Below are 12,195 nucleotides of genomic sequence, written 5' to 3' on the forward strand. Positions count from 1 at the left end.
CGGGGCCGGGATCAGGGCTGCTGCCCGACCTGTCCACGATGGCGCAGATAATGATCGGCGAGCACGCAAGCCATCATGGCCTCCGCCACCGGCACGGCCCGGATGCCGACACAGGGATCGTGGCGGCCCTTCGTGATGAGGTCCACCTCGGCGCCGTCCCGGGTCACGGAGCGACGCGATGTGAGGATCGAGGATGTGGGCTTCACGGCGAAGCGCACCACCACCGGCTCGCCGCTGGAAATGCCGCCGAGGATCCCACCCGCGTGGTTGGCCAGGAAGCGGGGGCGCCCATCGTTGCCGGCGCGCATCTCGTCGGCATTGTCCTCGCCGCGGAGAGCTGCCGCCGCGAAACCGTCGCCGATCTCGACACCCTTCACGGCGTTGATCGACATCATCGCGGCGGCGAGATCCGCGTCGAGCTTGCCGTAGACCGGCGCGCCGAGGCCCGGCGGGACGCCTTCGGCCACGACCTCGATCACGGCGCCGACCGAGGAGCCGTCCTTCCGGATGCCGTCGAGATAGGTCTCGTAGAAAGCGGCGGTCTCGGCATCGGGGCAGAAGAACGGGTTGTTGCCGGTCTCGGCCCAGTCCCAGCGCGACCGGTCGATGGCGTGCGGGCCCATCTGGACCAGGGCCGCCCGGATGGTGATGCCGGGTACGACCTTGCGGGCCACGGCACCGGCGGCCACGCGGGCCGCAGTTTCGCGGGCGGAGGAGCGCCCGCCGCCGCGATAATCGCGGATGCCGTACTTGGCGTCGTAGGTGTAATCCGCGTGGCCGGGCCGGTAGCTGTCGCGGATCTCGGAATAATCCTTCGAGCGCTGATCCGTGTTCTCGATCATCAGCGCGATCGGCGTGCCGGTGGTGAACTGGCGGCCGCCGGTTCGATCGTCGGCGAACACGCCCGACAGGATCTTCACCTGATCGGGCTCGCGGCGCTGGGTGGTGAAGCGCGACTGGCCGGGCTTGCGCCGGTCGAGCTCCGCCTGGATCTCCTCGGCCTCCAGCGGCAGGCCGGGCGGGCAGCCGTCGACCACGCAGCCGAGCGCGATCCCGTGGCTCTCGCCGAAGGTCGTGACGCGGAACAGGTGGCCGAAGGTGTTGTGCGACATGGCGCGGCTGCCTTAGCGCGGGAGCGGCGAGGGCACAAACCGGGGGAGACCGTCAGGTATAGGTCCAGCCTGTCAGCGTCCGTCGGCCCACCGCGCATAACGCAATGCGCCTAAGCCAAGGATCAGGGCGGCCGCAGGCACGCGTAGCAGTGTCAGGATGTCCGAAAAGCCCATCACTGCAACTCCTTCAAATAACGCCGCGCGGAGTACTGTAGCGTCGCGCTCGTCATCCAGCAAACGATAGCCACGCCGACGATAACCGGCAGCGGCAAAGTCGGTGGACCAGCTGTTAGACGTGTGGCCAAGATGGGCGCCAAGCCACCGACCGTGAAGATCGCATCCGCAATCGCATTCACATACTTCGCCGTCAGCTTCGTGCGGTCGTTTGCGACCAGCACGGACCGGGCTGTCGGCTTTGGCGGAAACAGAGAGCGATCCATTCTAAGCAGATTTGCGTTGGCAAGCCAACACTTCATCTGCTTAGCTCTTTGTTATATCACAGGTTTTTGTCGAAAAACCGGTGGCCACTTTTGCGAAACCCGCTTAGCGCGGCTCAGCGGACATCTGTCGTCATGCTGAGCCGTGCGGCATCCTTCAGGAAGATCCGCCGCACGCGGGAGGGCTTCTGGTTCGGGAGCGCGAGCGTCGCATGCCCGGGACCGAGTATCGAGGTACGCCCTCCGGCGCGAGACCGCCGCGCGCCTTCAAGGCCCGATAGGCCGCGAGACCCGTCGCCAGATCGGCGCGCAGCCGCCGCTCGTCCCCGAGTTCGTCGCGCGTGTAGGTCAATCCAAGGATGTGGGCCGCCTCGTAGCCCTCGGGTAGCTCGCCGGTCGTGCCCAACGCGATGGATTGGTTGGGAAGCCGGTCGGCGAAGTCAGCGAGCCGCAGCCGGAGGCCGTCGCCGCTGGCGCGCAGGTGAGCGCCCGCGCCGCTCCCGTGCTCGCGGATCGCCGCCACGGTGCCCTGAACCAGCGACAGGTGCACGGCCTCGCGATGGGTCGGGAACAGGTAGACGAGGTAATAGCCCCGGGTGGCGCTCGTGGTGACGGCGGGATCGAACATTGCGATCCAGGGGACGGCTGCCCAGTGGCTTCCCCGCCCGGGGCTGCCCTTCACCAGGAACGGACCCTCGATCGGCGCCAGGGCCGCGCGCAACTCGTCTGGCGCGCCCCGCCGGATCAGGGCCGCGACAGGGTGTCCCGCCGGTGGGTCGAGACGGGCCAGCGGGTATTCGTCGATGATCCGGTGCAGCGCGTAGCCCAGGCTCACCGGTTCGGTCGGGCCAGGACGCCACCGGTCAAGGGCTCGCGCACGCCGGTGGTGGACGGCAGCGTGATCGGCAGGCCCCGCAGCGAGCGCACCGCCAGATACGCGAAGGCCTGCGCCTCCAGGTAGGCCGAGGACCAGCCGATCGCGTCGGCGGTCGTGATCTCGGCGCGCAGGTGGTAGTTCAGCAGCCGCACCAGCTCGCCGTTGCGCGCGCCGCCTCCGGCCACGATCCAGCGGGTGGGGATCTCGGGAGCGTGGTCCAGCGCGCGCGCCACCGCCCGGGCCGTGAAGGCGGTCAGCGTCGCAGCGCCGTCCTCGGTGGAGAGCTGGCCCGCGAGCTTGTGCGAGAACCAGTTCCGGTCGAGCGATTTCGGCGGCTTGCGGAAGAAGAACGGGTGCGTCAGCAGCCATGCAAGGAGCTGCTCGTCCGGTCGGCCCCGGGCGGCGGTGCGCCCGCCATCGTCGAGGTTCTTACCCTCGCGGTCCTGCATCCACTCGTCGATCAGGGCATTGCCCGGCCCGGTGTCGAAGGCGATCACGCCCCCCCTCGAATCGATCAGCGTCGCGTTGGCGACGCCGCCGATGTTGAGGATGCCGAACGGCCCGTCGAAGCCCGATGCCTCGGCCAGCGCCTTGTGGAACACCGGAACCAGCGGCGCCCCCTGCCCGCCCGCCTCAATGTCGGCCCGGCGCAGGTCGGAGATCACTGAAATGCCGAGACGTGTCGCCAGGGCCTGCCCGTCGCCGATCTGGATCGAGATGCGCTGGTCCGGCCGGTGGATCACGGTCTGGCCGTGGAAGCCGATCACGTCGATCTCGGAGGCTTTCAGGCCGTTCTCTTCCAGAAAGCGCTCCACGGCTTCAGCATGCGCCTGCGTGACGAAGGCCTCGGCCTCCGGAAGGCGGCCGGGCCGGTCCGCGGGATGGAGAACGGATTCGGCATCCTTGGTCGCCCCACGCAGGAGCGCTTTCTCGTCCTCGGCGTAGCCGCGGTATCCGGTCGGTCCCAACGGCTCCAGGAAATTGTTGTGGCCCTTGACGACGTGGACCCCCTCGCCGTCTGTCTCGATCAGGGCGATGTCGACGCCGTCCAGCGAGGTGCCGCTCATCAGTCCGATCGCGCGCATCATCGCCATGCCGCCCTGCCCCGTGCCTTTCGGCCAACGCCCTGCTAAGAGCGCGCCGTATCCTGAACCCAGCGCGAGCTAGCATGCGGGGCCTCGGCCTGTCGCGCCAGCATGCGACCCGAGATTGTACCAATGACCGCCGAGAGCTTCGCGCCGAAATCCGATTTCCTCCGGATCCTGACCGAGCGCGGCTACATCCACCAGACCTCCGATCTCGCGGGGATCGACGCGGCCGCGCTCGAAGGCCGGTTGACCACCTATGTCGGCTACGATTGCACGGCGCCCTCGCTCCATGTCGGGCATCTGCTGTCGATCATGATGCTGCACTGGCTGCAGGCCACCGGGGGCAAGCCGATCGCCCTGATGGGCGGGGGCACGACCCGGGTCGGCGACCCCTCCGGCCGCGACGAGACCCGCAAGATCCTGACCGTCGAGCAGATCGACGCCAACAAGGCCGAGATCCGCAAGACCTTCGACCGGTTCCTGCGCTTCGGCGCGGGCGCCAACGACGCCGTGATGGTCGACAACGCCGAGTGGCTGACCAAGCTCAATTACATTGAAATGCTGCGCGATGTCGGCCGCCATTTCTCGGTGAACCGCATGCTGTCGATGGACAGCGTGCGCCTGCGCCTGGACCGCGATCAGGAACTCTCGTTCCTGGAATTCAACTACATGATCCTGCAATCCTACGACTTCGTGGAATTGAACCGCCGCTATGGCTGCCTGATGCAGATGGGCGGCTCGGATCAGTGGGGCAACATCGTCAACGGTATCGATCTCGGCCGCCGCATGGGCACGCCGCAGCTCTACGCTTTGACCTGCCCGCTCCTGACCACATCGTCGGGCGCCAAGATGGGCAAGACCGCCGCGGGTGCCGTCTGGCTCAATCCGGACATGCTGAAGCCCTACGATTACTGGCAGTTCTGGCGGAACACCGAGGATGCCGACGTCGCCCGCTTCCTCAAGCTGTTCACCCTGCTGCCGATGGACGAGATCGCCCGGCTCGCAGCGCTCGCCGGATCCGAGATCAACGCCGCCAAGATGGTGCTGGCCACGGAGGCCACGGCGCTGATGCACGGCCGCGAGGTGGCCGAAGCGGCGGCCGAGACCGCGCGGAAGACCTTCGTAGAGGGCACGCTCGCGGCCGACCTGCCGTCCGTGATCGTTCCGGCGGCCGTTTTTGAGGCCGGACTCGGGGTGCTCACGGCCTTCGGGCCCGACATCGCGAAGCTGGTGCCCTCGACCAGCGAGGCCCGGCGCCAGATCAAGGGCGGGGGCCTGCGCGTCAACGACGTGCCGGTGTCGGACGAGAAGGCGATGCTCGGGCGGAGCGATCTGACGCGCGATGGCGTGATCAAGCTGTCCTTCGGCAAGAAGCGGCACGTGCTGCTGCGGGTGGAATGACCGCCTCGGCCAGCATTCTGGTCGTCGACGACGAGCCGCCGATCAGGCGCCTGCTCCGGACCGGCCTCGGCACGCAGGGCTACGCGATCGTCGAGGCCGGCGACGGTGCCGCAGCGCTCGCGAGCCTGGAGGCGGGTGGCATCGACCTCGTGATCCTCGATCTCGGGCTGCCCGACATGGCCGGCCATGCGCTGCTCGCGGCAATTCGCGAGCGCTGGCCGGATCTGCCGGTGCTGATCCTCTCGAGCCGCGACGACGAGCGTGGGAAGGTCGAGGCCCTGGATCTCGGGGCGGACGACTACGTGACCAAGCCGTTCGGCATGAACGAGTTGCTCGCGCGCATCCGCACCGCGCTCCGGCATCGGTTGGCCATGCAGGGCGAGCGGCCGGTGTTCCGCCTCGACGAGTTGTCGGTCGATCTCGTGCGCCGGATCGTTCGGGTTGGCGAGCGCGAGGTGAAGCTGTCGCCGCGGGAATACGAGTTCCTGCGGGTGCTGGTGCAGCATGCGGGCAAGGTTCTCACCCACGCCCAGCTCATGCGCCACGCGCCGGCCTCGTCGGATCCGCAGTATCTGCGCGTCTATATCCGCCAGCTGCGGCAGAAGCTTGAGCCCGACCCTGAGCGGCCGCGCTACCTGCTCACGGAAACCGGCGTCGGTTACCGACTGCGATCTCCGGACTAGAGCCGTGCCCGATCGCGTTGCAATCGGGCACGGCTCTAAGCTCGTGTTGTGACACGCTCACTTGCGCCGAACCGGCGTCCACTTCGGCGGAAAGCGCTATAAGCAGGGAACGCCCTACGGATCCAACCCCTCCTCGACCCGCCGGGCCGCGCGCAGCTTCTCGACTCGGACCACCGAGAAAATGGAGGCCTCGTAAAGGAGCAGCATCGGCAGGGCCAAGGAGAGCTGGGAAATCACGTCGGGCGGCGTGAGTACGGCCGCGGCGACGAAGACCAGTACGATGGCGTAACGCCGCTTCTCGCGCAGGAACGCCGCGTCGATGATGCCGATCTGGCCCAGCAGGGTGAGGATGACGGGCAGCTGGAACGCGATGCCAAAGGCAAAGATCAGTGTCATGATCAACGAAAGGTATTCGTCGACCTTGGGCATCAGCTTGATCGTCGGCTCGCCGGCCACGCCGACCTGCTGGAGCGAGACCGAGAACTTGATCAGCAGCGGCATCGCCAGAAAGAAGACCACGAGCGCGCCGAGCAGGAAGAAGATCGGCGTCGCCACGAGGTAGGGCAGGAAGGCCTTGCGCTCGTTGCGGTAGAGGCCTGGCGCCACGAAAGCGTAGATCTGGTTGGCGATCACCGGGAAGGCCAGGAACGCCGCGCCGAAGACGCTGAGCTTGATGTTGGTGAACACCTGCTCGAGAAAATGGGTCGCGATCAGCTCCGCGTTCGCCGTCCCCACCACCGAGGTGTAGGGGTAGACGAGCACGTTGTAGATATCGCGCGAGAAGAAGAAGCAGGCGAAGAACATCACCACAAAGGCGATGAGAGACTTGATCAGGCGCGCACGCAACTCGATCAAGTGTTCGAGCAACGGAGCCCGGGAGGCTTCGATCTCGGCCTCGTCGGCGTCGGTGCTCATTGGGCGGCGGCGCCGTTCTTCGGATCAATCGGAGCGTCGTGGCTGGGAACCGGCTCCGCCGGGGGCCCGAACGGGTCCTCGACCGAGCCGGGCACCGGAAGTGGAACATCCGCGGCTGCCGCAGGCGAAGCCGAGTGCGTCCTGGTCTCGGCTGGCGCCGGTTCGGCCAAGGCAGGAGCGGCGTCCTGCTCCGCCTTCAACTGCGCCGTGGCCTCGGCCAGCGAGCGCGTGTCCGCCTCGGGCGGCGGGGGACCGAGCTTTTCCGGTCCGACCTTGGTCCGGCCTTCGACGGCGCCCTTCAACTCGTCACGGATCGTCTGGACGGGATTGAAGGTCGACCCCACGCCGCGCACCGTGTTGCGGATCCCGTCGACCTCGCGGCGAACCTCGTCGAGTTCGGCCTCGCGGATCGCCTCGTTGAACTGCATCTGGAACTCGCCGGCCATGCGGCGCAGCTTCGACGTGATCTGCCCCACGGTGCGCAACGCCTTCGGCAGGTCCTTCGGCCCGATGACGATGAGGGCGACGCCGCCGATCAGCATCACCTCGCCCCAACTCATGTCCAGCATGTCGTCGACGGTCCTGCTGCCCTGGGAACCGAACCGCAGCCCGGCCCCCGTCAGGCTCTACACCAGCGCACGCTTCAAGACAGTCCCAAAGACCGTCCCGTCGCTCAGACCGGCTTGCGTTCGCCACCGGGGATGTGGCTCGCCGGAATGGCGGTGCCGGGGCTGGTCTCGGCGGTGTGCGGGATCGTGCGGACGGGCTCGTTCGGCGGCACCACTGTCGGGCTCGCCGGGGGCGTCTCGTCCTCGGCCATGCCCTTCTTGAACGCCTTGATGCCCTTGGCGACGTCACCCATCAGGTCGGAGACCTTGCCGCGCCCGAAGAGCAGCATCACGATGACCGCGACGATGACCCAGTGCCAGATACTCATGCTGCCCATGGCAACCTCCTGCGTGCGCCCCGACGAAGCGGGAGCGGGACGCCACGTCCGGGTGAGGAATTCGGGGCGAACCTAGGGATCACGCCGCCCGAACACAAGCACGGGCGGTGCCAGGGGCGGTGGAAGGCCGCGGGAGATCCGCGGTGGAAGGCCGCGGTTCAGGCAGCTGCGAGAGCCGCCGCGAACCGAGCGCGCGCCTGCGGCACGTCCAAGCCGTCGCCGGTGGGATCGAGGCGCCCCAGCGCAGCGGTGGCCCGCTCCGCGGCGCGCTCTGCCAGGATCGGAGCGGCCTCGGCGACCGCGCGCATCTCGTCCATCGCACCGTTGCAGTGAAGCCCGATATCGATGCCCGCCGCGAAGGCACGCTCGGTTCGCTCGCGAAACGTCCCGGTCAGGGCATGCATCGACAGATCATCGGTCATCAGCAAGCCGTCGAAGCCGATCGCGCCGCGGATCACGTCTCGGATGACTGTGGGGGACTGGGTGGCCGGCCGCTCGGGATCGATGGCGGTGAAGACGACGTGCGCACTCATCGCCATAGGCAGGTCGGCGAGCGCGCGAAACGGCCGGAAGTCCTGCGCCTCCAGCGCGTCGCGGCTGGCCTCAACGATCGGCAGCCCGTGATGGCTGTCACACGCGGCGCGGCCGTGCCCCGGGATATGCTTCATCACCGGCAGGACGCCGCCAGCCATCAGGCCCTCGGCCACCGCCCGCGCGATTGCGGCAACAGAATCGGGGTTCGTCCCGTAGGCCCGGTCACCGATGATGTCGTGGGAGCCCGGCGCCGGAACGTCGAGGACGGGTGCGCAATCCACATTGATGCCGACCTCCGCGAGATCATGCGCCATCAGGCGCGCTCCGAGGCGCGCGACCGCCGTCGCGCTGCCGTTCAGCCGACCATAGCGACCGCCCGCCGGATAGGCCGGCCAGTGCGGCGGCCCCATCCGCTGGACCCGGCCGCCCTCCTGGTCGATCAGGATCGGCGCGAGCGTGCGCCCCAGGCAGGCGCGCAACGCGTCCGTCAGGGCGCGCACTTCCTCGGGCGTGCCGATATTCCGCTTGAACAGGATGAAGCCCCAGGGCTGCACGTCGCGGAAGAACGCCGCCTCCTCGGGGGAGAGCGACTTGCCGGCGCAGCCGAGAATCAGGGCACGGGAGGTCATCGGGACGTCTCGAAAGAACTCGGTGAATGGCGACGAAGAAACAAGCTGGATCGGGCCGATCCGATCGGCCCAGAGTCGGGCGGGAACGGGGAGCCGGCAAGTCGAATCGACGGCCAGACGCCACGATTGAGCGCGCGGACCGCAAGTGTTGCCGCCGGGACTCGGAACGGGCGACGCGTACGGCACTGGTATCCGAGACCGCTGCGGCGCGGCCCAGGCCCCCGCTGAACCTGACCGCTTCAATCAGCCGAGCCGAACGGGCTCGGATCGGGGTTCGCCTGTCGGGCTCGGCGTGGACTACGTCCGCTTCGTCATCGGACCGGGCCACGATCGGCCCCATCCCGACGTTCTGCGGGATGGGGCACCGTGGCGTGTCAGTTCTTCGCGACGAAGCACTGGCCGCCAGCACTCTGAAGCGAACTGCACAGGCTGGACGCCGCCGTCTTTTCCAGCGGTCCGACGCGCACCCGGAAGATCGTCTTGCCGCCGACCTCCGCCTGGCGGATCAGCCCCGGCTTGCCGGCGAGCTGGCTGTACTTACCCTGCAACTGATGCAGGGCAGCCCGCGCCTCCGCGGCCGAGCCGCGGACTCCGAGCTGAACCGAGAACCCGCTCACCGAGCCGCTGGTCACGGGCGCATCGTCGGCGGCCGTGGTGCTGGCAGTCGTATCCGGGATGGAGGCCGGGCCCGCGGTGGCGACGCGCTGGGCGGCCTTCGGCGGCGGCTTGACGGCCACGGGCTTGGTCGGCGGCGCCTCGACGGGCGTCGGCGCCGGGGGAGCTTCGACGGAGGCGGACATCGCTTGCGGCGCGCTTGCGGCTGCCTGGCGTCCGAGCTTGGCCCTGGACACCGGCGGAGCCGGCGGCTCGTCCGTAGGCAGCACCATGGTGGGGATGGGCGACGGGCCCGCATCGGCCTGCGCCTCGCGGGCCGGCGCCGCGGGCGGCCCCTCGGGCTTCACCGCGACGGTGCGCACCCTCCTGGGCTCGCCGAACGCCTCGAACGGGCTGTTGCCCGGCGTCGTTCCGCCCTGGCTGGCTCCGCCGAGCGAGGGGCCCTGCGCCGCGCGCGCCGCCTCGGCGACGTCGAGGGGCTGCTCCTCGCGGTTCACGATCTTGATCTGGCCGTCCTTCTTGCCCTTCGGATCGTAGATCTGCCGGTTCTGATCGGGGATCTCGACGCCGTCGGCGACCTTGGGTGCGACCTTCATGGGCGTCGTATCGGCCTGCACGACCGGCACACCGCCGTGCCCGGTGTTGTTCAGACCCTTGTAGGTAAGCGCGCCCGTGACCGCGACGGTCACCACGGCGATCCCGGCGCCGACGGACAGCAGCCTGCGCCGCGGGTTGGTGCGCCGCAGGGGGCGGTCCTCCGCGTAGGCGTCATCGGCGACATCGGCAGCGGCAACGCCGGTATGGGCGTACGGCGCCTCCTCATGCGTGTCGCGCTCGACCGAGGCGAGATACTGATCGAAGGCGTCGGCCGGTAAGGCCTTGACGGGCTCGGGGGCGAAACTCGGCTCGACCCGTCCGTTCCAGGTATGCTGCGGCTCGACGGGTGCCGCGGCACGCATCTGATCGCGGGCCGCAAGGAGCGCGCGGAAGGGATCGTCCTGCCCGACGATCCGGGCCAGTTCGGCGAGGGGATCGACCTTGCCCGTGCCCTGCCCCCGGGGATTCTCCGGGTGCAGATCGCGCGCAAGGGCGTCCAGATCGACCTGAGCGCGCGAAGCGTTCGTCATGGCAGCATCCTCACATCAGCGCCGGTCGGAGGCCCGCTGGTGCCGGGCCTATCGCATCTCGTCCGGCGCGGTCACACCAAGTACCGCGAGGCCCGCGGCAAGCGTGCTCCGAAGTGATTCGGCGAGCGCGAGCCGGGCCCAGGTGGACTTTCGATCGGTTGCATTAACAAACCGTAATTGCGGCAAGTCTTTGCCCTTGTTCCAGAAACTATGAAGCGCAGACGCGATTTCGTAGAGGTGAAAGGCAATTCGGTGCGGTTCATGGGCGGCGGCGGCCGACTCAAGCACCCGCGGGTACTGGGCGATCAGCCGCATCATCTCGGCCTCACCGGGATCGGTGAGCAGGTCGAACGCCGCCTCGCTGAGGAGGCCGGACGGGGACAGGTCGGCGTCCGGAAACGCCTCGCGCGCCTGCCTCTGGACCGAACGCACCCGGGCGTGGGCGTATTGCACGTAGAAGACCGGATTGTCCTTCGACTGCTCGACCACCTTGGCGAGGTCGAAATCCAGCGTCGCGTCGTTCTTGCGGTAGAGCATCATGAAGCGGATCGCGTCGCGACCGACCTCGTCGATGACGTCGCGCAGGGTGACGAACTCGCCGGCCCGCTTCGACATCTTCACCGGCTCACCTGCGCGCAACAGCCGCACGAGCTGGCAGAGCTTGACGTCGAGCGTCGCCTGGCCGTCGCTCACGGCTTTCACGGCAGCCTGCATGCGCTTGACGTAGCCGCCATGGTCGGCGCCGAGCACGTCGATCAACTCGGTGGCGCCCGCGAGGTACTTCGCCCGGTGATAGGCGATGTCGGAGGCGAAGTAGGTGTAGGACCCGTCGGACTTCAGCAGCGGCCGGTCGCTGTCGTCGCCGAATTCCTTGGTGCGGAACAGCGTCTGCTCGCGATCCTCCCAATCCTCGGGGAGCTGGCCCTTGGGCGGTGGCAGACGGCCCTCGTAGACCAGTCCGCGTTCACGCAATTCCTGGAGGAGCGCCTTCACGGCGCCGCTGTCCTGAAGCGTCCGCTCCGAGAAGAAAACGTCGTGCCGGATGCCGATCGCCGCCAGATCGCCCCGGATCATCGCCATCATCATGGCGAGCGCCGTCTCGCGCACCACCGGCAGCCATTCCGCCTCGGACTGGTCGAGAAGGGTGCGCCCGTGCGTATCGGCGAGCTTCGCGCCGACGGGCTTCAGGTAATCGCCCGGATAGAGGCCCTCCCCGATCACGAAGGGTTCGCCCAGCGCCTCGCGGTAGCGCTGGTAGGCCGAGCGGGCCAACACGTCGACCTGCGCGCCCGCGTCGTTGATGTAGTATTCCCGCGTGACCGTCCGGCCGGCGGCGACCAGCAAGTTGCACAAGGCGTCGCCGAACACGGCGCCCCGGCCGTGGCCGACATGCATCGGCCCGGTGGGGTTGGCCGAGACGTACTCGACGTTGATCGGACCACCCGGCATCTGCGCCCGGCCGAACGCTTCCGGCGCCGCGAGGGCGCTGCGCAGCACCGCGTGAAAGATCGCGGGATCGAGCCGCAGGTTGATGAAGCCGGGGCCGGCGACGCTGGCCTCCACGATTCGCGAATCGGTCCGCAATTCGGCGGCCAACGCCTCGCCGAGGGCCTTCGGGTTGGTCCGCGCCTCCTTGGCCAGGACCAGTGCCGCGTTGGTGGCGAGGTCGCCATGGGCTGGATCACGCGGTGGCTCGACGACCACGCGGCCGAGATCCAGTCCCTCCGGCAGCTGGCCGGCGCGCGTCAGCGCCTCGACGGCCTCGCGCACGCGCGCCTCGAACAGGGCGAATATGTTCATCGGTCTCGGTCTCGCTCGCGGGGAACCCGTC

General features: G+C 68.4%; 12 protein-coding genes. 2 read left to right on the top strand and 10 right to left on the bottom strand.

The genetic code is table 11. The annotated features are described in order from the left end of the window. Positions 1 to 11 precede the first annotated feature (11 nt). The 4 genes from aroC to OXS49_RS01710 form a co-directional block, all read right to left on the bottom strand. The gene (gene aroC, locus OXS49_RS01695; RefSeq protein ID WP_267421141.1) at positions 12 to 1,112 is read right to left on the bottom strand and encodes a chorismate synthase; all 1,101 of its coding nucleotides are present in this window, start codon (positions 1,110 to 1,112) and stop codon (positions 12 to 14) included. A gap of 173 nt (positions 1,113 to 1,285) precedes the next feature. Next, positions 1,286 to 1,510 (bottom strand): amino acid transporter protein, encoded by a 225-nt coding sequence (locus OXS49_RS01700; RefSeq protein ID WP_267421143.1) that lies wholly within the window; start codon positions 1,508 to 1,510, stop codon positions 1,286 to 1,288. 196 nt (positions 1,511 to 1,706) lie between these two features. Beyond that, the gene (locus OXS49_RS01705; RefSeq protein ID WP_267421145.1) at positions 1,707 to 2,384 is read right to left on the bottom strand and encodes a DUF3578 domain-containing protein; all 678 of its coding nucleotides are present in this window, start codon (positions 2,382 to 2,384) and stop codon (positions 1,707 to 1,709) included. Next, positions 2,381 to 3,520 carry an anhydro-N-acetylmuramic acid kinase gene (locus OXS49_RS01710; protein ID WP_267421148.1) on the bottom strand — a complete coding sequence of 380 codons (1,140 nt, stop codon included), beginning with the start codon at positions 3,518 to 3,520 and terminating at the stop codon, positions 2,381 to 2,383. Before OXS49_RS01710 ends, OXS49_RS01705 begins: the two co-directional genes overlap by 4 nt. 123 nt (positions 3,521 to 3,643) lie before the next feature. Here OXS49_RS01710 and tyrS point away from each other — a divergent pair, with 123 nt between their 5' ends. Together tyrS and OXS49_RS01720 are read left to right on the top strand one after the other, a co-directional pair. Further along, entirely contained in the window at positions 3,644 to 4,915 is a 1,272-nt protein-coding gene (gene tyrS / locus OXS49_RS01715) for a tyrosine--tRNA ligase (protein WP_244003762.1), read from the top strand. Continuing rightward, positions 4,912 to 5,598, top strand: a complete 687-nt coding sequence (locus tag OXS49_RS01720; protein ID WP_244003763.1) for a response regulator transcription factor — start codon at positions 4,912 to 4,914, stop codon at positions 5,596 to 5,598. The genes tyrS and OXS49_RS01720 overlap by 4 nt, the downstream gene beginning before the upstream one ends. A gap of 114 nt (positions 5,599 to 5,712) precedes the next feature. On the opposite strand, the gene tatC is transcribed toward OXS49_RS01720, so the two are convergent. From tatC to argS, 6 genes are all read right to left on the bottom strand, one after another. Further along, complete coding sequence (tatC, locus tag OXS49_RS01725; RefSeq protein WP_244000562.1) at positions 5,713 to 6,513, bottom strand: twin-arginine translocase subunit TatC; 801 nt, start codon at positions 6,511 to 6,513, stop codon at positions 5,713 to 5,715. Next, positions 6,510 to 7,082, bottom strand: coding sequence for a Sec-independent protein translocase protein TatB (gene tatB / locus OXS49_RS01730; protein ID WP_267421164.1), 573 nt, complete (start codon positions 7,080 to 7,082; stop codon positions 6,510 to 6,512). The genes tatC and tatB overlap by 4 nt, the downstream gene beginning before the upstream one ends. Positions 7,083 to 7,186: 104 nt before the next feature. Next, complete coding sequence (locus tag OXS49_RS01735; RefSeq protein WP_244000557.1) at positions 7,187 to 7,459, bottom strand: twin-arginine translocase TatA/TatE family subunit; 273 nt, start codon at positions 7,457 to 7,459, stop codon at positions 7,187 to 7,189. A 158-nt stretch (positions 7,460 to 7,617) separates the two neighbouring features. After that, a complete protein-coding gene (nagZ, locus tag OXS49_RS01740; protein WP_244000555.1) occupies positions 7,618 to 8,622 on the bottom strand; it encodes a beta-N-acetylhexosaminidase in 1,005 nt (334 codons plus the stop codon). A gap of 374 nt (positions 8,623 to 8,996) precedes the next feature. Further along, positions 8,997 to 10,364: an SPOR domain-containing protein gene (locus tag OXS49_RS01745; protein WP_267421167.1), complete on the bottom strand. Its 1,368-nt coding sequence runs from the start codon at positions 10,362 to 10,364 to the stop codon at positions 8,997 to 8,999. Between the two features lie 48 nt (positions 10,365 to 10,412). After that, the gene (gene argS, locus OXS49_RS01750; protein WP_267421170.1) at positions 10,413 to 12,164 is read right to left on the bottom strand and encodes an arginine--tRNA ligase; all 1,752 of its coding nucleotides are present in this window, start codon (positions 12,162 to 12,164) and stop codon (positions 10,413 to 10,415) included. Between the last annotated feature and the right edge of the window lie 31 nt (positions 12,165 to 12,195).

Source organism: Methylobacterium sp. GC_Met_2 (assembly GCF_026540795.1).
GTDB lineage: Bacteria > Pseudomonadota > Alphaproteobacteria > Rhizobiales > Beijerinckiaceae > Methylobacterium.

Bases quoted from the DNA above. Each gene is read 5' to 3' on its own strand.
- aroC (WP_267421141.1), bottom strand. From the start codon at position 1,112: ATGTCGCACAACACCTTCGGCCACCTGTTCCGCGTCACGACCTTCGGC.
- OXS49_RS01710 (WP_267421148.1), bottom strand. From the start codon at position 3,520: ATGGCGATGATGCGCGCGATCGGACTGATGAGCGGCACCTCGCTGGAC.
- tyrS (WP_244003762.1), top strand. From the start codon at position 3,644: ATGACCGCCGAGAGCTTCGCGCCGAAATCCGATTTCCTCCGGATCCTG.
- OXS49_RS01720 (WP_244003763.1), top strand. From the start codon at position 4,912: ATGACCGCCTCGGCCAGCATTCTGGTCGTCGACGACGAGCCGCCGATC.
- tatC (WP_244000562.1), bottom strand. From the start codon at position 6,513: ATGAGCACCGACGCCGACGAGGCCGAGATCGAAGCCTCCCGGGCTCCG.
- tatB (WP_267421164.1), bottom strand. From the start codon at position 7,082: ATGCTGGACATGAGTTGGGGCGAGGTGATGCTGATCGGCGGCGTCGCC.
- OXS49_RS01735 (WP_244000557.1), bottom strand. From the start codon at position 7,459: ATGGGCAGCATGAGTATCTGGCACTGGGTCATCGTCGCGGTCATCGTG.
- nagZ (WP_244000555.1), bottom strand. From the start codon at position 8,622: ATGACCTCCCGTGCCCTGATTCTCGGCTGCGCCGGCAAGTCGCTCTCC.
- OXS49_RS01745 (WP_267421167.1), bottom strand. From the start codon at position 10,364: ATGACGAACGCTTCGCGCGCTCAGGTCGATCTGGACGCCCTTGCGCGC.
- argS (WP_267421170.1), bottom strand. From the start codon at position 12,164: ATGAACATATTCGCCCTGTTCGAGGCGCGCGTGCGCGAGGCCGTCGAG.